Source organism: Rothia sp. 110740021-2 (assembly GCF_054263775.1).
Genome location: NZ_JBSZFE010000002.1, coordinates 188,123 through 214,472 on the forward strand (window position 1 = coordinate 188,123; position 26,350 = coordinate 214,472).

Genomic DNA, 26,350 nt, shown 5'->3' on the forward strand with positions numbered 1-26,350 from the left:
TATGAATATCCTCTACGCCTTATGGATGTTCTGGGTCGCTACACGTGGTTATCGGCTTCTTCAGCATCACGAATCTCAATTCGCTCGTCGAAGCCTTCGATACTTGCCTCATCGTGGCCAGTGCCCAAACGCTGTTCGCGTTCAATCAACAACACACGCAGAGCCAAACCACAGGTGACGGCCCACGGCCAGGTGTAGAACACCTCACCCAGACGAGAAGCACAAATCATGATGGCAACACCAGCGCCCTGTACAACATAGAACTTTGTAGGTAGTGTCTTCTGGCCGCTAAACACATTCACGATAAAGAGCAGCGTGATGGTGACAACCAGAATCATCCACGGCCAGCCGCCCTCAACCAGAGCAGACCAGTACGAGTTATGGAAAAACCAGGTCTTCGAACCAGTATGGGCTAGATAAACGTATGCCTCACCCAAACCCTGACCGAAGAAGCCAGAAGCCTGAACCTTAATCTCAGATGCCTGGTCAATCAGCGAACGAAGCGCATCCGTACCGGTACGATCTGCGAAGACACCGGACTGTGCGTAGTCACTGGTCAAAATATCAATCAGCCAGTACAGGGCCACACCCAAGGCGATGCGACCGAAAGTCTTCAGACGGTTCGCGATGACAATCCAAATCAGGCCTGCAACATACGCCGCAATAGAGGTACGAGAACCCGTAGCCCATAGCAGACCGGAGAAAACAACAATGGCGCCGATAACTTCAAACTTGTTACGGGCAAAGCTCAGAATCAACAGACCAAACAGACAGTACACCAGACCCGAGAAGTTCTTGTCACCCAGCCAACCAGTCAGGTAACCGTAGTATCCCGTCACCGGAGCAAAACCAGCAAAGTAAGCTACCGCGTTGAAAAGAATCGCTGCTGAGTATCCCAGAACAATAGAGCGAATATGCAGGCGTCCGGCTGCAATAGCCCAAACCAGCACTGTTGCTGCCACCAGACGAAGTAAGCGTCGTGTCCAATCCGATGCATCCTCTGAATGCACACCGTTGATTGAAACGATTGCCAGGTAACCCATCGCAACGAACATGATGGCGTGCAAACCGGAAAAATGGCTGACGTCAAAGGTCGGCTTACGGGTCAGACCGTACGCTGCCAAAACAAGAATGACCACCTGGTTAAAGGGCAAACCGAGGCCAGGCACAGCATCACCAAAAAGCAGAAGGAACGCCATAATGAACTCGGGCATACGAATCTGGCTAGTCTGATGGCGGACATAATCGCTACTGCGAGACACCGCTTCAGAGAAACGTGAAGCTTCCGGCTTCTCAGCGGGCTCGTTCAAGTGCGCGTAAACCTGCGAAGTCTGGCTCATGAGCTGCCTCCTCGAAGTACACGTGCGTATACATCAACCGTCTGAGCGGCCATCTGCTCATTCGAAATCCAGGTGAAAGACTCAGCCTCACCCTTCTGCAGCTGCTGGCGCATAGCCTGCAGAACATCCTGAGTTAGGGTTGCGCTCTGGCGGTCCACCAGCTCGTCGGCACCCAAAATCTCCGGGTTGCCGCCCACAGCGGTAGCGACCGTCTTCAGGCCAGCAGCCTTAGCATCCAGCAGAGTGTAGGAACAGTTCTCCCACACCGACAGCTGAACAATCATGTCGCTACGGCCCATCGCCTCAATCGGGTTAACAAAGCCGCTGAAGGTCACCGAATCACCCAGGTTCAGACGCTGAGCCTGAGCCTGCAACTCGGACGCCAAATCACCAGAGCCCGCAATCTCAAGATGAGCCTGCGGGTAATCAACACGAAGCTGTGCAAAAGCGTCCAACAGCACGTCAATACCCTTCTCAGGAGACAGACGAGACAGCGAAAGAATACGAGGGCCGCCCTCAGCGGGTGCACGCTGCTGCTCAACAGCCGCGTGCACCTCGGGGATATCCACGCCGTTGTACACCAGTTCCACGCCACGAGCGCCCCACTTGGCACGCATCTGATCAGCGGTGGAACGAGAAACAGCAATCGCTTGGTCGGTACCCCACAGGCGCACACGGTGCACGGTCTCCATGAGCTTAGAACGCCAGGAGCTACCGTGGTACACCGAGTCATTACCGGCAATACCGTGTTCAGTGGTCAGACGCTTCGGCACGCAGGTGCCGCGCTTGATGACCCTACGGATGCGTAGTGCGTTGACCACAGCGGTAGCGACAACGTCTGCATACGCCAGGTGGCTGTGGACAATATCCGGGCGGAGCTGCTCAATAGCATTCTGCAAAGAAGCAAAAGAAGTCTTAAAACCGTAGTCGGGACCGAACTCAGCCTTGATGACGGTGACGCCCAGTTCCTCAAGACGGCTTGTGAGCTTACCCTCGGGTGCGAGAACCACCAGGTTAAAGCCGGGGAGCCCGGCACGTACCATATCGACAACGTGCCGAGCTACTCCACCAAACTCGGGAACCGGAACGACCCACAGGGCAGTGGGAAATCCGTTTGAATTCATGAGTGAGTGTCTACTTTCTACAGCCACTTCTCGAGGCGGTCCAGTGCAGTGAAGAAGCCTTCACCGTTGTTGATGTGGCCCTGCCAGATTTCGGGAATGAAGGATGCCTTCGGTGCCAGCTCACGCAGCTGCTTGCCCAGGGATGCCCAGTCGACATCGCCTTCGCCGACCTGAACGCCCTCACCGTCGACGCCGGTGCCGTCCACCAGGTGCAGGTGGATGGACAGCGGTGCCAGCTGCTCAACAGCCTCCGACAGCGGAATGTTCAGGAAGTTGCAAGCAAGCATGGTGTGGGAGATGTCCAAGCAGAGCGCGGTTTCGAACGCACGCGAGAACTCTGCGGTGTCCTTCGGGTCCAGGAACAGGTTGTGGTACTGCTGACCGCCCATCAGCCAGGGGTACGGAGGCAGAGTCTGAGCAGCCAGGCGAACGCCGGATGCGTCCAGACGCTTCAGTGCCTCACCGATGCGCTCATACTTCTCAGCACGTGCCGATGCGGGGATGTGCTTGTCCTTGGTGAAGCCACCCATGGTCACGACCATGACCGGGTCCTCATCTACGGTGAAGTAGCGGGTCAAATCACGGGTGATGTCAATGGTGCGCTGAACCTCAGCGATGGAGCGCTCCCACACCTCGGGGTCCTTCGACGCGAGGTCCACCAGGAAGTCGCCTGCGAACAGGTCGGGCAGGTGGGTGGTGAAGCCCATGTCCAGCTTAGAGTCAAAGACGTCGTCGATGTTGATCTCGAGGTCCTTGTAGGAGAAATGGAACTCCAGGAAGTCCGGCTTTGCCTCTTCGATCAGCGGCTTGTAGTCGTGGTAACGAACCGGCAGACCCCAGGGGCGGTCGAACTTGAAGTCGCGGCGGGTCACCAGATCGTCCTTCAGGTCGCCCTCGAAGAAGAACGAGCCTTCTTCAACGTCGCGCTGCATGGTACGGCCCAGCAACTTCGGCAGGTAGTTCGGCTGCAGACCGCGGCCGGGGGACTTCACAGCAACGTCAGCCTCGGTAACAACCTCACCCTTGGCAATGTGGCGGGTAGCGACCAGGGACTTCGCCAGGTTCACGCGGTTCATCAGCTCACCGGTGGACACCTCGCGAGGAGCAGCGGAGCCAATAGCGGCCTCAACCTCACGGATCTGCTGAACCATTGCCTTGAATTCCTCAGGCAGCAGGGAGACCGTGTGGTCGTTACCCTCAAGGGTCTTGTCAGTGGTGAAGTGCTTCTCAATGATCTTCGCACCGCGAGCAACAGCAGCGATCGGCACGTGGTAGCCACGTTCGTGGCCGGAGTAACCAACCAGGCACTGACCAATCTCAGCCAGGCGGTCCATGTATGCCAGGTTGACGTCCTTGAAGGGTGCCGGGTATGCGGACTGGCACTGCAGCAGAGCATAGGATGCCCCAGCGTTACGCAGCAGAGCCACGGACTCGAGGATTTCCTCTTCACGGCTCATGCCGGTAGAAATCAACATGGGCAGGCCCCGGGAAGCAACGTCGCGCAGCAGCTCGTGGTTGGTCAGGTCAGCAGAAGCAATCTTCATGCCCTGGATACCGTAATCAACCAGCGCCTGAACGGAGGGTGCGTCCCAGGGGGTGCACATGATGTCCATGTCGTGCTGCTTGACGTGGTCGAAGACCTCGTACATCTGGTCAACGGTCAGGGAGAAGCGAGACAGCAGGTCCAGGGTGTACTGAACGCCCAGATCCTCACCTGCGGTTGCTGCACCGCGCTGGCGGTACAGAGCGTCCATATCGCGCAGCTGGAACTTCACAGCATCAGCGCCGGACTCAACAGCGAGGTCCACCAGTTCCTTAGCGAAGTCAACGCTACCCTGGTGGTTGTTACCGATCTCAGCAATGATGAAGGAGGGGGAATCCTCGCTGATGGTGTGCTTACCGATGCGCAGGACATCCTGCTCGTCCATTGCCAGTGCTACGAGGTGACCGCGCTCGTCAGTCAGCGGCACGTGGTTAATACCCTTCGCGAAGTATGCGCGCAGGGTCTCGGGTTCAGCGTTAGCCGGTGCGGTCTGCGGGTTGGTGTTTGCTGCCTCCAGCGCGCTGGTCTCCAGGGATGCGGTAGGGTTAGCAATCAGCCAACGACGGAAGTCGCCGTCAGAGAGCGAACCGCGCAGAATACCGGACTCGTTCACCAGGAAGATAATGCGCTGGCCGTTAGCAGAAATCTTCTGCAGAGCGTTGAGAATCGGGTCTTCAGCGAAGACCACGTAGGGGGCAATATTGCGTTCAATAATCACGATTTTGACCTTTTCGTTTGAGCGTTTAGTTGAATGCCTGAGTGCCGGCCAAGCCGGGAGCGGCAGACGAGGTACTGCCGCGGGTGAAGGTTACTTGCCTTCGGCCAGGATCTGAGTGAGCTGGTGCTCTGCCACGGAGAAGTCAATCGGCGCGTCGATGTCGACGCCCTCGACCTCGTCCAGCATGAACAAGTCAATGGTACCGCCGGGGTAGCCCGCCAGGCGGTTGTGGTGGTCCATGTACACGTGAGTCTTGGTGATGTACATCGACCCGTTCTCGCGGTAGCGGAAGGTTTCCTTGGTCAGTTCCTGGCGGCGCGGACGAGCCATAATCTCGAACGCCGCAGTGGGCTCACCGTCAGCGTGCCAGGTCCAGATGAACGGACCAATCGGAATCACACCGACCATGGATTCCTTACCGTTCTCCGCGAACTGGCGAACCGCACGAGCCAGAGTGCCGGGCAGACGCACGGGGCTGGTTGCCTGCAGCAGCATGACTGCCTCAGGTTCCCAACCGTTTTCAGTGTAAAACTCGATAGCGTGCTCGATAACCGGCTCGGTTGCGGTGGTGTCTTCAGCCAGATGTACCGGGCGCATGAACGGCACCTCTGCCCCGTACTCGCGGGCGATATCAGCCAGCTCAACATCATCAGTGGAGACAACAACACGTAGCTCGTGCTCGTCGAATACTTCTTCCTTAGCAGACAGTGCCTGCTCGATGGTCCATGCGACCAGCGGCTTACCCGCGATGGGGCGCAGGTTCTTACGCGGAATGCCCTTTGAGCCACCCCGCACGGGGATGACGCAGAGAATACGCATTATGCCTCCAAAGTTTCAATCATGAGCTCGGCAATGCGACGCGCGGGCTCCTTATTCGGCTGAACCGGTGCCGGGGTCGGTTCCTGACCCCACTGGTTCATGCCGTAGCGGTCCCAGAATTCCACCAGCCATGCCGGCGGTGCCGGATGGTAAACCCACGCCGGGATTCCGCGTATTGCAGCCTCCAGAACACCTGTGGAGAAGATGGATACCACCGGGTTCGGCACCTCGTTCAGCGGGGTGCCGGAACGGTCAATGCGGATGCCTTCCTTCTCCCACAATTTATGGGTCAGTACTGAAAGCTTGTCCTTCTCGCTCGGGTGCGGACGGTAGCTTCCACCGAACTTCTTCAAGAAAGAGTGGGATGCGTACGCGAAGGATGCGCGCGGCAGTTCCGCACCGTGCATCTGCCCCAGGAAGATCGGCTCCAGGTGGTCCTGCTGCTGCGCCTCAGCACCGGCAGCCTTCTGCGCTGCCAGGTAGAGCAGCTGTGAACCCACCGTGTGGGTGGTCACGTCGCGTCGGCCCGATGCCCAGAACTCGGCGTCTGCCTCGCTGAAAGCCAGCAGGGTGCATCCTACCGGTAGCGGCGGTGCCTGAGGCACCAGCAGACCGTGCTGAACCACCCAGTACTCAGCACCAATCGCGCGAGAGAACTCATAAGCTACTGCACCGCGGGCCAGGTAGTGGCCTAGGGATAGAACCACGCGCACACCGGGTAGTAGCTCCTGCAACTGGTTACCCGTCACTTCCTGTTCGGTCCAGGCATCACGGCTGTAGCGCTCGGTGGCGTACTGACCGTTAAGGTACTCCGAGGCGTCCTCAGGGACCCACAGGGCCACACCCACATTCTCAAGATGCTTGAGCGGCTCCAGCAGGGAGTTGCGACTTGTCGGGGAGAAAGAATCGAGCACGATGAGCACACGGGGTACAGCACCGCGGGTGTATAGCACGCCTCCGACGGGGCCTTCCTGCTCAACGCTACCTCCTCCACGCAGACGGCCGATAAGGCTACGAGCCTCGGTCTTAGCCCAACGCAGGGTGTTCTGGCGCTTCTGCCAGGCAGCCCATGCATCAATATCAATGGGATAGGTTAGGCCCATAGCTGCTCCAAAATCTTTACACGCTGATCGAAGGTGTGCTCGGCCAAAGTGCGCTTCTGACCGGCTTCACGAATCTGACGAGCCCACTTCGGCTCACGGAAAATACGGGTACAAATCTCAATGAGCTCATCAATGCTCTGGTAGACCAGGACCTCTTCACCGGGAATGTAGTAGCGATCCACATCAGCACGGTCGATCACCTGCAGAGCGCCCACGCCTGGAGCCTCAAAGGTACGCATAGTGAAACCATCCTGATTATTGTGGATGTTCAGCGTTGCCGGGGAGGACGCCATAATACCGTACGCCTCAGAGCGGTCAATATCGCGACCTGCGGGCACACCGGAATCATTGAACTGCTTAGTGCGCATAATGTCGTAGGGGTGACGCGACCAAGCACGACCATAAGCACGCACCGGCAGACCGGCTGCGACCAGCGCCTGCAGGGTCTCCTCACGGTTAGGGTACTTAGCGCCCACGAAGTTGATGGAGTCCTCGCGCATGGGGACAACCGGGCAGTGGGTGTCGTAGGCGTTAGGCATGTCGAGCACCTCGAAGCCCTGCTCACGCAGGTGCTGCGCATCCAGCGGGCTGTAGCTTGCCAACGCGCCCAGGTGGTGCAGGTCCTCTTCGGTGTAGCTCATGCGGCGTATTTCGTCGTAGAGCCAGGTACCGTAGCGAACACCGGAAGTCTCCAGCAGATCCCACCATTCGCGGGAGAGCATATCGCCCTTAATGATCAGCACAATATCGGGGCGGAACTCATTGAAAGCGTCAATAGCCTTACGGGTTGCCTGCGCTGCGAAACTTTCAGGGCGGTACTTCTCAGGCAGCTCGTGGGCAAGCTTGTTGAGGATACGCTCGGGCAGAGTACCCGGCGCATCGTAGATGTGGGTGCGCACTTCGTATCCGTGCACTTCCAGAGATGCCTGAATTGCCTTCCAGTACCCGTGGAATGCGGGCGAGAGCAGTAGAAGTTTGGTCTGAGTCATATTGAGGATTGAATCCTGTCGGCGTTTGCTATACGAACCCGCAGGGTAAAACCGTACGGTGCTATGTGTTGGAGTGAAGAGGAACGGAAAGTTTCACCTGCAATTTGAGGCAAAACATATCTATTAAAATTTTACAACGAAAGCAGGAGACGACACACGCGAGTGCGTTGTGTCGCCTCCTACGTTCTGCGTGAGCCTTCTAATGAAGAGCAATAGAAATCTTGCGGAACTACCGCGGTAGATTCCGCACGTTCCGCGTCTAGTTCTCGCGGTGCTCTGCCTTGGAGATACGCTCCAACTCGGTGGCGAGGAAGCCACGAGCATCCACATCCTTATTGCGCAGGCCGCGTACCGAGTTCACCAGGAAGTTCGCGTAGCTGGTCACACGCAGTAGGTTGGTCAGTTTCTTCTCCCAGCCCCATTTGTCCGCATAAATGAAACGAGCAGTGGTCAGCCACTGTACACGACGTTCGGAGGGCGAAGATCCGCCACCCTCGTGGGTTACAGTCACCGAAGGAATCAGGTAACGGTCCACGCCAGCGTTCCGGAGGCGGTACTGGAAGTCCACCTCTTCACTGTTCATGTAGAAACGCTCATCCATGCCACCAATGCGGTTGAAGGTCGCACGAGGAACGACCATGCACGCACCCATAACCCAGTCGACCTTCGCATCGGAGGTGCCGGTGCATGCCTCAACATCGTGGCCAACACCGCGGTGCCACCAGTTGGTCGGCTTGAAACGAGCCAACGGAGTGAACCACTCCCACGCCACATGCGCTGCGGTGGGGAACTTACGTGCCACCCACTGCTGCTTGCCGTCGTGGCCAATGATCTGCGGGCTAGCCAGGATCTCGCCGTGGCGTTCCACGGCTGCGAGCATGCGCGAGACGAAGCTGTTATCCAGCTCCAGGTCGCTGTTGAGGATGAAAACCCACTCACCGGTAGCGGCAGCAACACCAGAGTTCACAGCCTTACCGAAACCACCATTAACAGGGCGGCGAACCATGGTCACGCCCTCAACTTCGGGGAAGGGGGTGGGAGAAACATCATCAGAGACAATAATCTCGATATCGGTAGGGTCAATGCCCTGCTGAGCACGCAGAGTGTCAATAATGGCAAGAACCGGTTCCGGTTCGCCGTAGAAAGGAATAACCGCAGAAACACGGGGAGTATGAGTCACAATATGTCCTTTGAGTGATGTGCCGGAAATTCACAAGCTATAGAAGTCTAAATATGGGGGCGACCGTATCTATATCTGTATACGATCACCCCCTTAGTTTCAATTAGTCGGGCAGCTGGCCCAGGCGAACGAGGTTCGCGAATTCTTGGTTTGCCGCCTGAACTTCCTTAAAAGTTCCCTTATTGGCAATGCGGCCCTGGGAGAGGTATACCAGCTGATCAACGTTGCGCACCGTGGAAAGACGGTGAGCCACGATAATGACCGTAATGTCCTTAGAAATACGCTCGATTGTCTTCGTGATCTTGTGCTCGGTCTCGTTGTCCAATGCGCTGGTTGCTTCATCCAGAATCAACACACTCGGGTTACGGTACATCGCACGCGCAATACCCACACGCTGACGCTGACCACCGGAAAGACGGTTACCGTTCTCGCCAATCGGAGTGTTAATGCCTTCTTCCAGAGTCTCGACAACGGGCATCAGCTCCGCCAGCTCAAGGCAGTAGAGCACACGGTCATCGTCAATGTGTTTGTCGGGGATACCGAAGGCAACTGCCTCACGCAGGGTGCCATTACCCAGGTAGGGATCCTGAGGGACATAACCAATCTTCTGGTACCAGGAAGGCAAATCAGTATGGATATCCTTACCCTGGCTAGAAATCGTACCGCTCGCCGGGATCAGCAGACCAAGAATCAAGTCAACCAGAGTAGTCTTACCCGAGCCGGAACCACCCACGAAAGCAACCGAGGTACCAGCCGGAACATCCAGCTGAATGTCCTTGAGAACATCCTTATCACCATCCGGGTAACGGTAGACCAAGTTATCGATCTGAACATCCACGAGTTCAATACCCGAGTTGATAATGGTTGCCGGGTCAACTTCACTCTTGGCTTTAACCATCTGCAGACGCTGCTCTTCGGGGCTCATTGAGCGGATAACCTTAGCAACCTCTTCACTAGCGAACTCGTTCGCACGAATGCTGCCCAGAGAAGCAACCATACGGGTGGCATTCGGCAGAATACGGATGCATGCGGTTGCGAAAAGCATCAGAGCTGGCAGACTATCGGCTCCCTGGGTCGATGTCATCAGGCCCAAAAGACCTGCAATACCGACAATGAAGATAATTTCTAGAGCGTACTTGGGGAAATCAGCGAAGAAGGAAATATTCACATCGCTATTCACGCTACGCAGCGCGTACTGGCGGTACTCTTCAACGGTCAATTCACGCGAATTAGAAATACGAATCTCGCGAAAACCCTTGATGTTGTCGAAAAGCGAGCGGAGAGCGTCACGACCGGCACGAGCAGAAATCTCACCGTACTTAGCGTTTCCTTGACGCAGGAAGAACTGCATCACAGAGATAGTGATACCGAAATAAGCAAAGGCAATCAAAGCCGGAATCGGCATAACGCAGAGAATCATCACCAGCAACACAAGAACCGACAGTAGGTCACCGATGAAGTTAATAATTGAGCCGACGTAACCGCGGTAGGCAAAAACCGCATAAGTACCAATCAGATACACAGTATCTTCAGGTTGGGACTTCCTATGATTGAAGTAGCTATCCTTCATGTAGTGGTTAAGGATAGTCGAAGAAGTTGCCAACTGCTGGTAACCGGTGAATTTCAGGCTCCAGCGCTTAAAGATGAGCGATGCAATGCCTTTAATGACAAAGACGAGCACCAGAACACTGCCCAGATAGAGCGCCAGCTCAGATCGCTGAGGATTACCAAAAGCATCCGAGAGAACAGCCAGATAGCCGGTAATTTCCGCGCCCATCGCAATATTCACGATGGGAAGAACAGCAGCAACACCGACCATCTCCATCAAAGACAGAACGAACAGGCCGATCAGGTTAAAGACAAGTAGCGTAAAGCTCCGTCCGGGAAAAAACAGGCGAAGCTTAGTATAAATGCTCTTCATTGGTCCTCGTTGGTGAGTGTACTCGCTGGCCCCTGAGCGAGAAGAAGACCAGCATTTCACGCCAATTCTAGCACGCACCCTCTAAACATTTTCAGCATCAAGCTTGTACTTTTGGTCATCTTTAGCGGAAAGAAGCACCTCTAATTCGTAGCTAAAACACAAGACATTTATGGGTATTCGCCACACACAGGAAAAGGAACCGTTGAAGGTGCAAGTAACTCGGTATGATAGATACTATTCATTCAACCAACCCGACACTTCCGGCTTCCCTGTTCACTGTTGGGTACGTCAATTAGAAAAGGCTTTTTGATGGGCATCTTCAACATTAAGTCCCTCAAGGACAAGTACGCATGGGGCTCCTCCGAGGATAAAACCAACTCCGCAGAAACCACCGAGGAACATTCGGCGACCGTTGTTTCTTCCTCCGCAAATATTGCTGATGGAGGCCGTTCCCTCGTTAAGAGCAACCCCGAACTTGCGGATAAGAACCGCCGCGGGGTTGCCGGCCGTACCATCACCCCCGACGACTCACTCCGCGAAGCTATCGGAGATTACGAAGTCTATTCCCCCTCCGAGGTAGCCGCTCAGGGAGTCACTCCCGAAGAAGAGCTCAGTGCCGGCGGCACTGCAACCGTCTCCGCACAGCCCCTCACACACACCGATATCAAGGCTACCCCCGATGACATTCTCGACGTAGACTGCAAGCCCGCAAGCTCCGGTATCATCCGCGTGGCCCAGCACAACGCGCCCACCGTTGATGCCGAAGAACTCGCCAACCCTGAAGAAGCCAACAGCCAGAGCGCAGGAAACGCACAGTCCTCCCCCGCTACTAACTCCCGCGGCGAACGCACCCCGCTCTTCAAGTTCTCCCCCAAGACTCTCAACCGTACCGACAGCACCGGCAAAGACGGCCCCTTCGAAGCACTCTTCGTGTGCACCGGCAACATTGCCCGTAGCGCATCCGGTGAAGTGATTTCCAAGCACCTCGCTTCAGAATACGGTCTGGAAGACAAATGGATTTTCACCAGCGCGGGCACCGGCGCACTCGTCGGTCACGGTGTCTACGAGCATGTAGCCAACGAACTTATTGAGCGCGGCTACAACCCCGAAGGTTTCACCTCCCGCCAGCTCAACGATCAGATTATCGAGAACGCCACCGTCATCCTGGTCGCTGAGAAGGTACACGCCGACTGGATCGTTCGCGAGTGGCCCCAGCACCACGCCAAGATCAAGCTACTCAAGCAGGCTGCTCGTATTCGCGAGGATGCACGCCGCGCCGAGCCGCTCTCTTACCTCTACGCCTACGGCGCCCGCCCACTTGATAGCGACAAGCTGGAAGACCCCTACCGCCGCGGCCCCGCAGCAGCGAAGGTCGCAGTGGACGAGGTGGAGCAGTCCCTGCGTGTGATTCTGCCCTGGCTCGCACAGGCACACCGCTAAGCGTACGACTCTAAATACAGTACTAACCCGACTGAAACAGATCTCTATTCCTGCCGGGTTAGCTTTAGCCCCCTACAACAGAAAGTCCCCCGCCGACCTAACGGTCAGCGGGGGACTTTCCGCACGCTTTAAGAAAGCTTAGTGCTCGAAAATCTCGGTTACAGAACCCTCATCGAAGACCTCGCGAATAGCACGAGCAATCAATGGAGCGATGGAGAGAATAGTCAGGTTATCGAACTGCTTCTCTTCCGGCACGGGCAGGGTATTGGTCACGACGACCTCCACAGCACCGCACTGAGACAGGCGCTCAGCAGCCGGATCGGACAGAACCGGGTGGGTTGCTGCGATGATAACTTCCTTTGCGCCCTTGTCCATGAGGACCTTCACAGCGCCAGCAATGGTGCCGCCAGTGTCAATCATGTCGTCAATCAGCACGCAGGTACGGCCTTCAATGTCACCCACAACAGTCTTAGAAACAGCCTGGTTAGGGACGTTGATATCGCGGGTCTTGTGTACGAATGCCAGTGGTGCGCCGTCCAGCAGATCAGCCCAGTGCTCCGCTACACGCACACGACCGGTGTCCGGGGATACGACGGTCACGTTCGACAGATCTGCAACGCGCTCACGGATGTGCTTAGCCAGCACCGGAATCGCGAAGAGGTGGTCAACCGGGCCATCGAAGAAGCCCTGAATCTGCGAAGTGTGCAGATCCACGCACATCAGGCGGTCAGCACCCGCGGTCTTATACAGGTCCGAAATTAGACGTGCCGAGATGGGCTCGCGACCCTTGTGCTTCTTGTCCTGACGAGCGTAGGGGTAGAAGGGAGACACCACGGTAATGGAACGAGCGGATGCACGCTTGAGCGCATCGATCATAATGATCTGCTCCATGAGCCATTCGTTGATGGGTGCCGGGTGGGACTGAATCACGAAAGCGTCTGCACCGCGCACCGACTCCTCAAAGCGAACGTAGGTCTCGCCGTTGGCGAAGGTGTATGCGGAGGTGGGCAGCAGGTCGTGATCAAGCGCCTGTGCAATCTCCTCGGCAAGCTTAGGGTGTGCTCGACCGGAGACCACTACAAGCTTACGCTCACCGGGATTGGTAATCTCGCTACTCATGGTGTTGTTCTTTCCTCGAATTAGAATTCTGCCGGATCCTGAGCGCCAGCAGCCTTAGCAGCCTCGGCGGGTTCGGTACCAGCACGGTTCTTCAGAACCCAGCCATCGATAGTACGCTGGGAGGTCTCAGAGTAGGCGAGGGCGCCCGCAGGAACATCCTTACGGATCAGCGCGCCCGCGCCGGAGTAGGCACCATCACCGACGGTAACAGGTGCAACGTAAATGCCTGCAGCACCCATACGGGCGTGCGCGCCAATAACGGAGCGGCTCTTCACCAGGCCGTTGTAGTTCGCGAAAATCGAGCCAGCGCCAATGTTGGCACCCTCACCGATGGTGGCGTCGCCAACGTAGGACAGATGCGGAATCTTTGCGCCATCGCCGATCTGCGAATTCTTAGCCTCGCAGAAGGTGCCAAGCTTAGCGTCCTTGCCCAGGGTGGTACCGGGGCGCAGGTATGCGAAGGGACCAACATTTGCGCCTTCACCAATGACAGCGCCGTGACCGTGCGCGCGGATGACGGTAGCGTCAGCCTCAACGGTCATATCGGTCAGGGTGGTGTCCGGACCAATAGTGGCACCGGTAGCGACGGTGGTAGAACCGTGCAGCTGCACACCGGGCAACAGGGTTACGTCGTTCTCAATGCTGACGGTGACGTCAACCCAAGTGTTCTCAGGATCAACGATGGTCACGCCGTTACGCATGTGAGCCTCAAGGATGCGGTTGTTGAGCATACGACCCAGCTGAGCCAGCTGCACGCGGTCGTTAGCGCCCTCAACCTCCCAGCGGTCCTCAATAGCCAGAGCGGAGGTACGGTAACCCTTAGAACGAGCGATGGACAAAACGTCAGTAATGTACTTCTCACCCTGCGCGTTGTTGGTGGTCACTTCGAGCAGTGCCTCACGCAGAACAGCGGCGTCAAAAGCGTAAATACCGGAGTTAATTTCGGTAATTTCGAGCTCTTCGGGGGCAGCGTCCTTCGCCTCAACAATGGCGGTCACTTCGCCAGCCTGGTTACGGACAATACGACCGTAGGCGCCGGGCTCATCGATGTGGGTGGTCAGGACGGTTACAGAGTTCTTGTCTTCCTCGTGGAAAGCAATCAGTTCGCGCAGAGTCTCGGGGCGCAGCAGAGGAACATCGCCGTAGGTCACCAAGACGGTGCCGGAGACGGATGCCTGCGCATCCAGAGCGTTCAAACCGACCTCAACAGCGCGGCCGGTACCCGGAGTCTCGTCCTGATCAACGATGGTTACCTCAGGGTCAAATGTAAGCACATGCTCAGCGACCTTATCGCGCTGGTGGCGTACCACAACAGCGAGGCGCTCAGGGTTCAGATCACGTGCAGCAGCGACAGCATGCTCAACCATGGAACGACCACCAATGCCGTGCATGACCTTGGGAGTAGAGGACTTCATGCGCGTACCAGCGCCTGCAGCGAGAACAATCACTGCAGAGGGTGCCAGTTCAGTATTCACTGGGAAGACTCCTTAGACGAGGTTGTAAGAGTGAGGAGTGGGCGCGGACCGCTAACTCTCTATCAACGGTGCCGGTGAGTGCTTACGCTCCGCCACTAGGACTCGAACCTAGACAAACGGCTCCAAAGGCCGCTGTGCTGCCATTACACCATGGCGGATTATCCTTACATTCACGACAAGTCCCCGCTAGCGGGTGCTCATCGTCATTGACCGCCATTTTGGGGACAGAACAGCGCAATGCAGGAAATGCTTTCCTCAGTTTATCAAATATCTGTGCTCAGCTTAGCCGCGCACCCCGCAATCCCCACAGCTTTTCTCAGCACCGCCAAGTACCCCCTCATCAAAGCTTGGAGCGATACTTGAACTGAAGACTCACCCTGTACCCTAGAAGGCGTGGCACATCTACTTGGCGGCGAATCGCTGCACCTCGAATTCCCTACCCGAACCATCTTTGAGGGCATCACGGTCGGTCTGAACGAAGGCGACCGCATCGGCATTGTTGGTCGCAATGGCGACGGCAAGTCCACCCTCATGAAAATCCTTGCCGGCCGGCTCGAACCGGACTTCGGCCGGGTCACCGTGCGCGGCGGTACCCGCATCGGCTACCTTGACCAGTCAGACGTCCTCGACGACGACCACACGGTTGGCTACGCGATTGTGGGCGACACCCCCGAATACGAGTGGGCCTCGCAGTCCCGTATCCGCGATGTCATCTCGGGCCTGGTCTCCGATCTGCCCTGGGATACACCTGTCTATTCGCTCTCTGGCGGTCAGCGTCGACGCGTAGCTCTCGCCTCCCTGCTCGCGCAGGAGTGGGACGTGCTCATGCTCGATGAGCCCACCAACCACTTGGATGTTGAAGCCATCACCTGGCTCGCTAACCACCTGAAGTCCCGCTGGTCCAAGAACGCGGGCGGCCTCATGGTCGTCACCCACGACCGCTGGTTCCTAGACGAAATCTGTACCGACACATGGGAAGTGCACGACCGCATCGTCGAGCCCTTCGAGGGCGGCTACGCGGCGTACATCCTGCAGCGTGTGGAGCGTGACCGTCAGGCAGCCGCAGCGGAGGCGAAGCGTCAGAACCTGATGCGCAAGGAGCTCGCTTGGCTGCGCCGCGGTGCGCCCGCGCGTACCTCCAAGCCGAAGTTCCGCATTGATGCCGCCAACGCCCTCATTGCGGACGTTCCGCCGGTGCGTGACACCGTGGAACTGAAGAAGATGGCAGTCTCCCGCCTCGGCAAGGACGTGGTCGACCTCGAGAATGTTTCCGTCGTCTACGACGACCCCTCAATGCCCGGCGGCAAGCGTCCCGTGCTGAAGAAGGTCACCTGGCGTATTGCCCCCGGCGAGCGCACCGGCATCCTGGGCGTGAACGGCGCGGGTAAGTCTACTCTGCTCTCTCTGGTGACCGGCGATTTGAAGCCGACCGAGGGCCGTGTCAAGCACGGTAAGACCGTGAAGATTGCGACCCTGACCCAGCAGCTCGATGAGCTCAACGAGGTCGCTAACGATCGCGTCTCAGATGTGATTGGCCGCAAGAAGCGCAGCTACATTGCCGATGGTAAGGAGCTGTCCCCCTCACAGATGCTGGAGCGTCTGGGCTTTACGAGCGCGCAGCTGTCTACCCCGGTCAAGGACCTGTCGGGTGGTCAGAAGCGTCGCCTGCAGCTCATGCTGATTCTGCTGGATGAGCCGAACGTGCTGATTCTCGACGAGCCGTCCAACGACCTGGACACCGATATGCTCGCGGCCATGGAGGATCTGCTGGATACCTGGCCGGGTACCCTGCTGGTGGTCAGCCACGACCGCTACCTCATGGAACGCGTGACCGATCAGCAGTACGCCGTGATTGACGGTTTGTTCCGTCACCTGCCCGGTGGTGTGGACGAGTATTTGGCGCTCTCGGCAGCCGGTACTGGCGGTTCTGCTGCCGGTAGCGCGCAGGCACGTGCCGTCTCCTCGGCGCAGGCTTCTGCTGAGCCGGATACCCCGAAGGTCTCCGGTGCCGAGCTGCGTGCGGCACAGAAGGAGTCCGGTGCGATTGAGCGTCGCCTCGCCAAACTCTCTACAGAGCAGGAGAAGCTATCCGAGCAGATGAGCGCGCACAATGCCGCTGACTACGCCGGTTTGGCGGCGCTCGGCGAGCAGCAACAGGCACTTCAGGATGAGATTGACGAGCTAGAAATGCGCTGGCTCGAACTCTCCGAACTGCTGGGCTAACGCCAACTTCATATGCCATATGTAACAGCGGATTTCTCATCTGCTTCTGCAGGATACCGCCTCGTTTCGGGACGATATCCCGTTACTATAGGTATTAGCTTTTAACACTTTTAGGGAGTAATTTTCCCGCTCGCCCTTATGAAGGTATCTATGCTCAACACTCTCAAACAGCTCAAGCATCAGCATTTTCTGAAGCAGAAAACCAAGCGTCGCGCGGCACGCATTGAAAAACTCCGCGCTGCTGGCGTCTCCATTGGTGACGGCACCTACGTGCATCCCAGCTCCGAAATTCTTCCCGGTGCCCAGATTGGCGCCGGTTGCTGGGTCAACCGCGATATCTTTATCGACCGTGCCGCGCAGATCGGCGACCGCGTCTACCTGGGACCGCGCGTTACCCTGTGCACCGCAAGCCACGAGATGGGCCCCTCACGCCAGCGTGCAGGCAAAAATATTGAGGCTCCCATCGTGATTGGTGACGGTTCCTGGCTTGGACAGAATGTATCTGTCATTGCCGGCGTGACCATTGGCGCCGGATGCATGATTGCAGCGGGTGCCGTAGTAGTCTCCGACTGCGAGCCGAATGGCCTTTATGCTGGTGTCCCTGCCCGCCGTATCAAGAAACTCGGTGAATAATATGAGCGAAAAGTACGAGTACGAGGCATCCGTCGTCATCCCCGCATACAACGCAGCCCGCTTCATCACAACGCAGCTGGAGGCTCTAGCTAAGCAAACCACCACCCGCTCTTTTGAGGTGGTCGTCAGCGATAACGGCAGTACCGATAACACCATCGCCCTGATCGAAGCCTTCGACGCCCCCTATCCCCTCCGATGGGTGGATTCCAGCAATATTAAGGGCCCCGCCAACGCTCGTAATGTCGGCGCATGTGAGGCACGCGGCAAGATTCTCGTCTTCTGCGACTCCGACGACTATGTAGAAACCGGGTGGTTGGACGGTCACTTGGCGGTCCAGGATGAGCACGGTCCCGCACTCGTTTCGGGTGCTAACTTGCACAATAACAATCCTGTTGAGGTGCTCAACGCCTACGGTGTTCCCCTCGACTCTGATGAGAAGGTCCTAGCGAATCCCTCTCTGGTAGAGGCTGAGGAAGAAATCCCGCCTTTCGCCGGTTTCCTGCCCTCAATTACTGGTTGTAATTTCTCCGTCCCGCGCGATGTGTACCTGCGCAACAACGGCATGGACTGCAGCTACATCGCAGGTTCTGAAGAAACCGATTTTTCCTGGCGTGTTAGCCAGAGCGGTATCCCCTTCTACAAGACCTATGCAGCGCTGGTACACTACCGTCTTCGTTCTACTCCGAAGAAGATTTTCCGTCAGCAGCGCAACTACCAGCACTACCGTATGCTCCTGTGGATGCGCTTCAAGGATCAGGGTATGAATGGCCCCAGCATCAAGTATTCCGTCATCGCTCTGGCAAAGTCCCTACCGCTGTTGCTTTCCCCAGCCACTCGTCTGGTGGGTGCACGAGAAGCAGGCGCGAACCTGGGTGCGCTTGAGGGCATGTTCCAGTACCGCTTCCGCACGGTTCCCGAGCGTCAGCTGATGGATAGCTAAAAATATGTAGATATAGAGAATGCCGGTTCTAGAGTGAATCTAGAACCGGCATTCTCTTATATTCAGGTTTATATTCGCGCCCTAGACTAGCGCTGAATCGAGGCGAAAACTTCTTCCCAACGGCGAACAATATGCTCCGGGGTGTATTCCTGAGCCTTCTGGAGGCAACGCTCGGACTTCTCCTTACGTTGCGCATCATCGCCCATCGCAACACGCAACTGTTCGGTCAGCGCTTCTATGCTACGCTCCTGAGCCAAGTAACCCACCTGGGGAAGCACATCACGCAAAACCCAGCATGAGGGGTACGACACCATAGGAGTACCCACACGCATCGCCTCCTGCAGTGCCATCGGTGCACCCTCAAAGTCTGAAGCACCAATGGTCAACGACGCTTCGGCATACGCCTCAAGTACCTGCTCAGAGTTCAACGGCCCATCCACCACGATACGCTCAGCTAGCACAGAATCCAGAGAAGCAATACGCTCCTTCAGCTGACGCTCAATCGCTTCACCACCGCTACCGTTAAGCTTCAAAATCCACTCGGGAAACTCCGTCGCACACGCGATAAAGCTCTCTAGGATACGCATCAGGCCCTTCTCCTCAGAGTAGCGGCCGATATACTGCACCACCGGTTTCTTCTGCTCAGCCAACGCCAGAACCTTCCGCTCAACGGCAGGGTCCAACGATGCGTTCAGGTTCGATACGGCATCCACCGGGCGGTTCAGCCACTGGGCGAAAAGCTGCGCGTCACCTTCAGAAAGCGCAACGAAAGAATCAAAGGTATCGGAAATCTGACGCAACTCTTTCTCTGCGTCCAGACGGTATGAGCTGTCATAGCTACTATGGAACTCGTATAGGTAGCCAATCCCCTGTTTCTGAGCAGAGCGCGCATAATCCACCAGGTACGTGGCGATACTGGTCATCGTCGTCAAAATGACAGTCTCCTCGCCCAAAGACTGCAGGTAACGACGGGTACGCACCGCGTTGTAACGGTCCCACAGCGCGGTAAATCCCTTTTTGGCAGTCAGCACAGCGTCCAGGGGGCCGGGGTTGTTGTACACCAGATTGTTATGAGTGGTCTTCGAAACAAGCGAACCAGATCGAACAATAAAATCAGGAGTGACTGCGTCAGGGTTATCTCCCATATTGTCGTAGAGAGCCAGGTAGCTAACGTTGTACCCTGCTTCTTCGAAAGCCCTACCCAAAATCCTGTTAACTGTCGTAATACCGCCAAGAAGGCTAAAACGGTCCTGGGCGACAACAATATTTTTAACCTTCATCGTATCCTCCCTTTCAATCAGAGAACGGTAGAAGTCAGTGAGTGATAAATCGTTATCTAGTGTGACAGATAAAAAAGCTATGCACTAGTTACTTCGGTAGCTACAGCATGGTTGCCCGCAGCGCGGAGAGAGGCAGCCAGAGCCTCCGCCCGAGCCTGCGAAGAAACCAGCAGAAGCACCGTCGGACCGGAACCGGACACCAGGGACGCGTACACGCCCTCGCTATCACACAGGTTCAGGGTCTGTTCCAGCTGCGGGGCGCAGGAAAGTGCGGGAGCCTGCAGATCGTTATGTAGCAGCGGTGTCAAGGAGGCGAGCGCCGCCTCTGAACCGTCGTAAGAGTTCAGTGCTTCGAGAAGCTCTGCGGGTTCTAGCAGCTCACCGGAGGCGGGGTACAGCGCCGAGGCGCGGCCGGCGTCCAACTGTTTGAAGACACTGGGGGTTGAGAGGCCAAACTGCGCGGCAACAATCACCAGATGCAGGGGTTTCCGAGGAGCCGCAACGTTCTGCAGCTCGGTACCGGTCCCCTGCCCCAGTGCGAGGGTCTGCCCGAGCGCGGCACGCACGCTAAAGGGAATATCGGCGCCCAGTTGCGCGGCAAGACGTTCATAATCTGTCTGGGTCAGGAGCGCCCCGGTGCGGCCGGTTGCGTGCAGGTAGCGGTCTGTAGCAATGAGGGCGGCAGCTGCATCCGCTGAGCCGCCTGCCATACCGCCTGCCACGGGTACAGCCTTCGCAATATGCAGGTGCAGCGCCGGGGCAGATTCGATACCGTGCTCCGCAAGAATCAGCGCAGCGGCACGATACACGAGATTCCGCTCATCCATCGGCACAGCGGCAGAGTCGAACTGCCCCGCCTGCATCTGCTGATCCACCAGGGAGCCGGGCACAATATCCATGCTCAAGCTCAGCCCCGGTATCTGCCTCTCAGAGACCGTGATGGTCTCCATCAAAGAGACCGCCGCAAAAAGCGTAGTCAACGGGTGGTAGCCGTCCGGACGAACATCCCCCACGGCAAGATACAGGTTGACCTTACCTGGAGCATCAACCGAAATAGCGACCTGGGAGGCGGTACTCATCAGCGTATACACCTTTCGCGCGGGAACTCGCGTGAGAACGTTAGTGAAAAATTCAGAGCGGGAAGAAGCTACTCCGTTACAGGCTCAGCCGGGACAGTCAGCGAAGCCTCCGCAATGCGGATAAAACCGTGAATATCCAGCTTCTCACCGCGCTCCGTCGGAGCGATACCGGCAGCCATTAAAATCTGCTCCGCACGCGCACCCGAGCCCGCCCAGGAGCTCAACGCAGCGCGCAGAGTCTTACGGCGCTGAGCGAAAGCGGCGTCCACAATCGTGAACACCAGGTCGCGGTCAACGGTGGAGAGAGGCTCCTCGCGCATACGGAAACCCACCAGGCCCGAGTTAATCTTTGGTGCAGGCCAGAACACGTTCTTGCCAATCACGCCCGCCTTATACACCTCGGCATACCAATTAGCCTTCACCGAGGGCACACCGTAGATCTTCGAACCCGGGGTCGCCGAAAGACGGTCGGCGACCTCGTCCTGAACCATCACCATGGCGTGACGAATGCTCGAGAACTGCGCAAATAGGTGCAGAAGCACCGGAACCGCCACGTTATAGGGCAGGTTCGCCACCAGGGCGTCCGGGGTGCGGGGCAGCTCGGTGACCTTCAGAGCATCCATGAGCACCACATCAATATCGCCCGCCTTCTCGGGGCGGAACTTCTCAATCGTGTGCGGAAGCTGCTGAGCCAGCGGCGGGTCAATCTCAACCGCCACCATGTCCTTCGCAGCATCCAGGATGCCGAGGGTCAACGAACCCAGGCCCGGGCCAACCTCCAGCACCGTCTCCTCCGGTGAAATCTCTGCCGCGCTGACAATACGACGAATCGTATTGGGGTCAATCACAAAGTTCTGCCCAAGAGTCTTCGTCGGGCGAATACCCAGCATCTCGGCAAGCTCACGAATCTCAGCGGGGCCGAGCAGGGGCAGATCGTTCACGGTGTTCCTTCGGTAGGTGTAGGTTTCTACACTCCAGGTTACCGTGCCAGGCGACGCTTCACATCTTCAACGGTAGACAGCAAGGCGTTCTTAGCGTTGGCCAAACGTGCCTTCGGCGCTAGCAAAACACGCAAGCGACCAATAATGTTATTAGCTTGCAGACCCCTATACAGCGTTTCAACGTGGCGAATGCCAAGGTCTTCGATGAGGCTAGAGCCTTCCCAATCGCATAGGCCGGGCTGTACGTAGCGCACGTCCATGCCCCATTCCTCGTACAGGGGGTAATCATCAGCCACAGTACCCGGCATTCCCTTATCAAAATTCTTCAGAAGAAGTTCAGCACCGGAACGCGAAATTAGGTATAGACCAGTACCGGTCAAGCGGGTCAGGCTGTATTTCCCTCCCATACGGTATTTACCGTATACGAACGGGGAGAGCAAAGAGATACGAGGATATTTCACCCGCGGGTTCATCTTACCCGCTTCGAGCGCGAGTGCATCACAGAGGACAACCATCTGGACATGCGGATACTTAGCAATAATATTCTGCACTACGGGCTCAGCATCTGCGGAGATAATAATGTCGTCCTCAGCAATGAGGGCCCAGTCAGCATCGCTTGCCAGAAAATCACGCCACATATTCAGGTGGCTGAGCATACATCCTCGTTCGGCGTTCTTCGGGTCACGATGCCAACGGGATCGAAAAAATTCGACATCAAATTCTTCATCAGTGACGTGGCCGTCAAGGTTATCTACGGCAGAGTAGCGCACAAAATCTTGGGCAGGCGCACCCGCCGAATAGAAAGATTCAAAGCGATTCTTATTGTCCATGCCAAGGACGTATTTTAGGACTTTTGCCATGATGTTCCCTTTTCTGTGGCACGCCCATACAGCCTTAGCGTGAAACGACATGAGCCCTGCATGAGTTACCAAAGTATTGACTCGACAACAACATATACGGGGCACGCCGAAAGCGCACGCGTATTATGGCATAATGCCTAGTCAATGAGTGAATGAAATGATATGTATAAAATAGCCTATCACCCAGCCTAAGATAGTCCAGCAACTGGTACACAGTTTCCTGTTATGTCTCACACTTTGTGCACAATCTCACACACAAAATCTGAAAATACCCGTCAAAAAAACTCTCTCCACCACACATGTGACGAAGAGGGACTTCATATAGAGCTTGCTTACTTCGGTTTACCCAGGCGCTGCTTCACCTCATCAAGAGTAGCATCCAGGGCGTTCTTTGCATTCACCAAACGCATCTTCGGAGCCAACGCAATACGCACTCGATCCAGGGCGCTCGAACCCTTCTGATTCTCAGCCAGCATCTCCAGGTGGTTCTTACCGGAATCCAGAATGACGCTGCTACCCTCCCAATCGCACAGACCGGGCTGCACGAAACGCACATCCACACCCCACTGCTGGTACAGTTTGTAATCATCAGCCACGGTACCCGGGGCCTTATTCTCAAACTGCTTGAGCAGCAGCTCAGCGCCCGAACGGGAAATCAAGTACAGACCGGTGCAACCCAGGCGAGTCGAACCGTACAGCTTGCCCATACGGTACTTACCATGCACAAAAGGAGACAGCAGAGACAAGCGAATATACTCCACACGCGGGTTCATGGTGCCCGCCTTGAACGAGCACGCATCGCACAGGTTCACCAGCTGAACCTGCGAATACTTGGTGATGATTGCATTCACCACCGCCTCAGCATCCGGAGAAATAAGGACGTCATCCTCAGCAATCAGAGCCCAGTCAGCATCCGACGCAACAAAGTCCTCCCACATCTTTACGTGGCTGAGCATGCAACCGCGCTCAGCCGGGGTGGGGTCACGATGCCAGCGGTTGCGGAAAAGTTCAACATCAAATTCGTCATCGGTCACATGATTATCGCGGTTATCCACCGCTGAATAAGGCACAAAATCCTTCGCGGGTACGCCCACCGAATAGAACGATTCAAAACGGTTCGCGCCATCCATGCCCAGAACATACTTCAGAATCTTCGCCATAGTGTCCTCTCTAAAAGCACCAGTTGCCGGGTGCTAAACATAAAATCTCGTAGGGACGTTTGCAACACCAAATTTTGAACACGTCATTGAGGCACTATACGTACCTAAATACTGCAGACCAGATCATGGCATAGCTGTTTGAGTGAGTTGTTTGTAGTCGCTACAGTCTAGCACGCAGCCACGCACCGCGAGGCGACTCAGAGTAGCTATCCGCTATAAGCTGTACGCGCCTACCATTGACCGTAAACCCGCTCCGAATTCTCACGAATACGGCGGCAGAGCACCTCCAGATCCTCACCGCGGTGAGCCGCCATAAAACGCACTGTGTAATTTGTCATATAAGACGCATTCGGGCGACCACGGAACGGATGCGGGGTCAAGAACGGCGCATCCGTCTCAGCAAGAATCAGCTCCGGGCGAGCCATCGCCAACGACTCCTGAATACCCTTCGAGTTCTTGAAGGTCACCGTGCCGGCAAAGCTCATATACCAGCCGCGCTCATTGCAGATCGCCGCAAGCTCCGGGCCACCCGAATAGCAGTGGAACACGGTACGTTCCGGCGCACCCTCTTCATCCAGGATCCGCACAACGTCCTCATGCGCATCACGGTCGTGAATCTGCAGCGCCAGGTTGTGCTTCTTCGCAATGCGAATATGCTCGCGGAAGCTGTAGTGCTGCGCCTCCATGCCTTCTTCGCCGGTGCGGAAATAGTCCAGGCCGGTCTCGCCAATAGCGCGCACACGGTCGGCGGTAGCGAGCTCGTCGAGGGTGGCCAGCGCCACCTCCAGCTGTCCTGTTGCAGCCAGCTCGGGGGCGGTGTTGGGGTGAATCGCAATAGCGGCGAGGACACGCTCATCAGCCTGCGCGGCGGCGACCGCATATAGGGAGGAGTGGATATCGCATCCAACCTGCACGATGGCGGCAATGCCGAGCTTCTCACCGGCGTCGAGTGCGTCGCGGGCGCTGATTTCTACTTCGCCGTCGAGCAGGTCCATGTGGGTGTGGTTATCCACGATGGGGTACGGCAGCGGCTCGGGGGCAGGCGGGAAGACCAGATTGCGGCTACGGCCGTTCTCGCCGGTGGTGGAGCGGCGGCGGGTTCCTTCTCCTCCTTCGGCGTCGCTGATGCCGGTGTAGAGTTCCGCCTTATAGGGTGCGGGTACTTCACCGGGGACAGGCGCCCAGCCGTTAGGCAGGGCGGTTGCCTGGAGTGCCGCGGGGGTAGGCAGGGTGTAGTTCGCCAGGGCAGCGAGGGAGTTCAGGTACTCCTGGGTGATTTCAGGACCGGGATGGCTCTGACACATTGATAAATCCTCGGGATAAAACTGCAGGGTAAAACTGGGGGGTAAAGCTGCGCGGTGATTCTATGTTATTCAGAGCGAGCAGCCAGTGCCGCCTCGTACAAGTCACGCTTGGAGGTGCCGGTCTCAGCGGCGACCGCGGCGCAGGCGCTCTTGAGCCGCTCGCCGCCCGCCACACGGTCGAGGACCAGTTGCACTACGTCCTGCGCTTCGGGGGTTTCGGGGGCTTGTGCACCCTCGACAATAATAACGATTTCGCCACGGACGCGTTCTCGTTCGGCCCATTCGGCAAGCTCAGCCAGGGTACCGCGTCGGACTTCTTCGTGGAGCTTGGTTAGCTCACGGCTGACCGTTCCGCGGCGGGCGGCGCCGAAGGTCTGCACGAAGTCTGCCAGGGTTGCGGCGGTGCGATGCGGGGATTCGTAGAAGACCATGGTACGCTCCTCCCCCGCCAGCGATGCGAGGCGGCGGGTGCGCTCGGAGCCCTTGCGGGCGAGGAAACCTTCGAAGGTGAATCGTCCCGTCGGCAGGCCGGAGAGCGCGAGCGCGGTCAACGCCGCGGAGGGGCCGGGCACCACGGTGACGGGTAGGTCGGCTTCTGCGACGGCTGCGGCGGCAATATAGCCGGGGTCGGAGATTGTGGGCATGCCCGCATCCGAGAGCAGCAGCACACGCTGGCCGTCCTGTACCGCCTGCACAATGGTTTCACTGCGTTCGGCTTCATTATGGTCGTGGTTGACGATGATGCGGCCGCGCGTGCGCACGCCAAGCCCGGAGGCGAGGGTTCGTAGCTTACGGGTGTCTTCAACGGCGATGAGGTCTGCGGTGGCGAGGGCTGAGCGCAGTCGGTCGGAGGCATCGGCAAGGTTGCCGATGGGGGTACCGCCGAGGATGAGCACGCCGCCTTCTTCGGAAGTGACGGCGGTGTCAGCGGTATCAGCGATGTCAGTCTGGGGTCCCTGGACCGTTTCTAAGGGGTCGGTGGTTGCTTCAGTGTATTCTGCGGATGCAGTCATGGCAGGCCTCGTGTCTGTGTCTGGTCTTCGTGTACCCACTAAGTGTAACGCCCGCGCTCTGTCGGATGCCGGGTGGGCTTACTAGGCGAGGTAGAGGATAGAAGTAGCTAGTGCGAGTGGGGGGGTCCGAGTGCGTCATATATGCC

At 57.1% G+C, this 26,350-nt stretch carries 21 protein-coding genes and 1 tRNA gene; 4 read left to right on the forward strand and 18 right to left on the reverse strand.

Annotation, left to right across the window (positions count from 1 at the left end; all coding sequences use genetic code 11):
- Positions 1-38: 38 nt before the first annotated feature.
- The 8 genes from ACUXHH_RS06750 to ACUXHH_RS06785 form a co-directional block, all read right to left on the reverse strand.
- Positions 39-1,340, reverse strand: coding sequence for an O-antigen ligase family protein (locus tag ACUXHH_RS06750; RefSeq protein ID WP_279790596.1), 1,302 nt, complete (start codon positions 1,338-1,340; stop codon positions 39-41).
- Positions 1,337-2,464 (reverse strand): glycosyltransferase family 4 protein, encoded by a 1,128-nt coding sequence (locus ACUXHH_RS06755; protein WP_458391091.1) that lies wholly within the window; start codon positions 2,462-2,464, stop codon positions 1,337-1,339. Before ACUXHH_RS06755 ends, ACUXHH_RS06750 begins: the two co-directional genes overlap by 4 nt.
- 17 nt (positions 2,465-2,481) lie before the next feature.
- The gene (locus tag ACUXHH_RS06760; protein ID WP_458391092.1) at positions 2,482-4,725 is read right to left on the reverse strand and encodes an N-acetylneuraminate synthase family protein; all 2,244 of its coding nucleotides are present in this window, start codon (positions 4,723-4,725) and stop codon (positions 2,482-2,484) included.
- Between the two features lie 90 nt (positions 4,726-4,815).
- A complete protein-coding gene (locus ACUXHH_RS06765; RefSeq protein ID WP_458391093.1) occupies positions 4,816-5,544 on the reverse strand; it encodes an acylneuraminate cytidylyltransferase family protein in 729 nt (242 codons plus the stop codon).
- Positions 5,544-6,647, reverse strand: coding sequence for an RNA-binding protein (locus tag ACUXHH_RS06770; protein ID WP_458391094.1), 1,104 nt, complete (start codon positions 6,645-6,647; stop codon positions 5,544-5,546). Before ACUXHH_RS06770 ends, ACUXHH_RS06765 begins: the two co-directional genes overlap by 1 nt.
- A complete protein-coding gene (locus ACUXHH_RS06775) occupies positions 6,638-7,636 on the reverse strand; it encodes a CgeB family protein (RefSeq protein ID WP_458391095.1) in 999 nt (332 codons plus the stop codon). The genes ACUXHH_RS06770 and ACUXHH_RS06775 overlap by 10 nt, the downstream gene beginning before the upstream one ends.
- Positions 7,637-7,895: 259 nt before the next feature.
- Positions 7,896-8,816 carry a glycosyltransferase family 2 protein gene (locus tag ACUXHH_RS06780; protein WP_458391096.1) on the reverse strand — a complete coding sequence of 307 codons (921 nt, stop codon included), beginning with the start codon at positions 8,814-8,816 and terminating at the stop codon, positions 7,896-7,898.
- A 103-nt stretch (positions 8,817-8,919) separates the two neighbouring features.
- A complete protein-coding gene (locus tag ACUXHH_RS06785; protein ID WP_279790608.1) occupies positions 8,920-10,737 on the reverse strand; it encodes an ABC transporter ATP-binding protein in 1,818 nt (605 codons plus the stop codon).
- A 309-nt stretch (positions 10,738-11,046) separates the two neighbouring features.
- Here ACUXHH_RS06785 and ACUXHH_RS06790 point away from each other — a divergent pair, with 309 nt between their 5' ends.
- A complete protein-coding gene (locus ACUXHH_RS06790; protein WP_458391097.1) occupies positions 11,047-12,177 on the forward strand; it encodes an arsenate reductase/protein-tyrosine-phosphatase family protein in 1,131 nt (376 codons plus the stop codon).
- Between the two features lie 138 nt (positions 12,178-12,315).
- On the opposite strand, the gene ACUXHH_RS06795 is transcribed toward ACUXHH_RS06790, so the two are convergent.
- The 3 genes from ACUXHH_RS06795 to ACUXHH_RS06805 all read right to left on the reverse strand — a co-directional run bounded on the left by ACUXHH_RS06795 (position 12,316) and on the right by ACUXHH_RS06805 (position 14,929).
- Positions 12,316-13,296, reverse strand: coding sequence for a ribose-phosphate diphosphokinase (locus tag ACUXHH_RS06795; protein WP_458391098.1), 981 nt, complete (start codon positions 13,294-13,296; stop codon positions 12,316-12,318).
- Positions 13,297-13,316: 20 nt separating this feature from the next.
- Complete coding sequence (gene glmU / locus ACUXHH_RS06800) at positions 13,317-14,771, reverse strand: bifunctional UDP-N-acetylglucosamine diphosphorylase/glucosamine-1-phosphate N-acetyltransferase GlmU (RefSeq protein ID WP_458391099.1); 1,455 nt, start codon at positions 14,769-14,771, stop codon at positions 13,317-13,319.
- Positions 14,772-14,858: 87 nt separating this feature from the next.
- Positions 14,859-14,929 (reverse strand) — tRNA-Gln (locus ACUXHH_RS06805).
- A 235-nt stretch (positions 14,930-15,164) separates the two neighbouring features.
- Between ACUXHH_RS06805 and ACUXHH_RS06810 the strand changes: the two genes are divergently transcribed.
- The 3 genes from ACUXHH_RS06810 (at position 15,165) to ACUXHH_RS06820 (ending at position 18,567) form a co-directional block, all read left to right on the forward strand.
- Positions 15,165-16,994: an ABC-F family ATP-binding cassette domain-containing protein gene (locus ACUXHH_RS06810; protein WP_458391100.1), complete on the forward strand. Its 1,830-nt coding sequence runs from the start codon at positions 15,165-15,167 to the stop codon at positions 16,992-16,994.
- A gap of 150 nt (positions 16,995-17,144) precedes the next feature.
- The gene (locus ACUXHH_RS06815; RefSeq protein WP_158676576.1) at positions 17,145-17,627 is read left to right on the forward strand and encodes an acyltransferase; all 483 of its coding nucleotides are present in this window, start codon (positions 17,145-17,147) and stop codon (positions 17,625-17,627) included.
- Between the two features lies 1 nt (position 17,628).
- On the forward strand, positions 17,629-18,567 hold the full coding sequence (locus ACUXHH_RS06820; protein ID WP_458391101.1) for a glycosyltransferase family 2 protein: 939 nt from the start codon (positions 17,629-17,631) through the stop codon (positions 18,565-18,567).
- 86 nt (positions 18,568-18,653) lie between these two features.
- On the opposite strand, the gene ACUXHH_RS06825 is transcribed toward ACUXHH_RS06820, so the two are convergent.
- The 7 genes from ACUXHH_RS06825 to rsmI form a co-directional block, all read right to left on the reverse strand.
- Entirely contained in the window at positions 18,654-19,847 is a 1,194-nt protein-coding gene (locus ACUXHH_RS06825; RefSeq protein WP_458391102.1) for a glycosyltransferase, read from the reverse strand.
- A 77-nt stretch (positions 19,848-19,924) separates the two neighbouring features.
- Positions 19,925-20,926 carry a 4-(cytidine 5'-diphospho)-2-C-methyl-D-erythritol kinase gene (locus tag ACUXHH_RS06830; RefSeq protein ID WP_279741806.1) on the reverse strand — a complete coding sequence of 334 codons (1,002 nt, stop codon included), beginning with the start codon at positions 20,924-20,926 and terminating at the stop codon, positions 19,925-19,927.
- A 68-nt stretch (positions 20,927-20,994) separates the two neighbouring features.
- A complete protein-coding gene (gene rsmA, locus ACUXHH_RS06835) occupies positions 20,995-21,867 on the reverse strand; it encodes a 16S rRNA (adenine(1518)-N(6)/adenine(1519)-N(6))-dimethyltransferase RsmA (protein ID WP_279790619.1) in 873 nt (290 codons plus the stop codon).
- Positions 21,868-21,905: 38 nt separating this feature from the next.
- Positions 21,906-22,697: a glycosyltransferase family 25 protein gene (locus ACUXHH_RS06840; RefSeq protein ID WP_279741802.1), complete on the reverse strand. Its 792-nt coding sequence runs from the start codon at positions 22,695-22,697 to the stop codon at positions 21,906-21,908.
- 362 nt (positions 22,698-23,059) lie between these two features.
- Positions 23,060-23,887 (reverse strand): glycosyltransferase family 25 protein, encoded by an 828-nt coding sequence (locus ACUXHH_RS06845; RefSeq protein WP_458391103.1) that lies wholly within the window; start codon positions 23,885-23,887, stop codon positions 23,060-23,062.
- Between the two features lie 230 nt (positions 23,888-24,117).
- Positions 24,118-25,191 carry a TatD family hydrolase gene (locus ACUXHH_RS06850; RefSeq protein ID WP_458391104.1) on the reverse strand — a complete coding sequence of 358 codons (1,074 nt, stop codon included), beginning with the start codon at positions 25,189-25,191 and terminating at the stop codon, positions 24,118-24,120.
- Positions 25,192-25,256: 65 nt separating this feature from the next.
- Complete coding sequence (rsmI, locus tag ACUXHH_RS06855; RefSeq protein WP_458391105.1) at positions 25,257-26,204, reverse strand: 16S rRNA (cytidine(1402)-2'-O)-methyltransferase; 948 nt, start codon at positions 26,202-26,204, stop codon at positions 25,257-25,259.
- Positions 26,205-26,350: the final 146 nt, after the last annotated feature.

Coding starts and splice junctions, on each gene's coding strand:
- ACUXHH_RS06785 (WP_279790608.1), bottom strand. CDS start 10,737: ATGAAGAGCATTTATACTAAGCTTCGCCTGTTTTTTCCCGGACGGAGC.
- ACUXHH_RS06770 (WP_458391094.1), bottom strand. CDS start 6,647: ATGGGCCTAACCTATCCCATTGATATTGATGCATGGGCTGCCTGGCAG.
- ACUXHH_RS06830 (WP_279741806.1), bottom strand. CDS start 20,926: ATGAGTACCGCCTCCCAGGTCGCTATTTCGGTTGATGCTCCAGGTAAG.
- ACUXHH_RS06795 (WP_458391098.1), bottom strand. CDS start 13,296: ATGAGTAGCGAGATTACCAATCCCGGTGAGCGTAAGCTTGTAGTGGTC.
- ACUXHH_RS06755 (WP_458391091.1), bottom strand. CDS start 2,464: ATGAATTCAAACGGATTTCCCACTGCCCTGTGGGTCGTTCCGGTTCCC.
- ACUXHH_RS06840 (WP_279741802.1), bottom strand. CDS start 22,697: ATGGACAATAAGAATCGCTTTGAATCTTTCTATTCGGCGGGTGCGCCT.
- ACUXHH_RS06820 (WP_458391101.1), top strand. CDS start 17,629: ATGAGCGAAAAGTACGAGTACGAGGCATCCGTCGTCATCCCCGCATAC.
- rsmI (WP_458391105.1), bottom strand. CDS start 26,204: ATGACTGCATCCGCAGAATACACTGAAGCAACCACCGACCCCTTAGAA.
- ACUXHH_RS06845 (WP_458391103.1), bottom strand. CDS start 23,887: ATGGCGAAGATTCTGAAGTATGTTCTGGGCATGGATGGCGCGAACCGT.
- ACUXHH_RS06815 (WP_158676576.1), top strand. CDS start 17,145: ATGCTCAACACTCTCAAACAGCTCAAGCATCAGCATTTTCTGAAGCAG.
- ACUXHH_RS06750 (WP_279790596.1), bottom strand. CDS start 1,340: ATGAGCCAGACTTCGCAGGTTTACGCGCACTTGAACGAGCCCGCTGAG.
- ACUXHH_RS06775 (WP_458391095.1), bottom strand. CDS start 7,636: ATGACTCAGACCAAACTTCTACTGCTCTCGCCCGCATTCCACGGGTAC.
- ACUXHH_RS06790 (WP_458391097.1), top strand. CDS start 11,047: ATGGGCATCTTCAACATTAAGTCCCTCAAGGACAAGTACGCATGGGGC.
- ACUXHH_RS06825 (WP_458391102.1), bottom strand. CDS start 19,847: ATGAAGGTTAAAAATATTGTTGTCGCCCAGGACCGTTTTAGCCTTCTT.
- ACUXHH_RS06765 (WP_458391093.1), bottom strand. CDS start 5,544: ATGCGTATTCTCTGCGTCATCCCCGTGCGGGGTGGCTCAAAGGGCATT.
- ACUXHH_RS06850 (WP_458391104.1), bottom strand. CDS start 25,191: ATGTGTCAGAGCCATCCCGGTCCTGAAATCACCCAGGAGTACCTGAAC.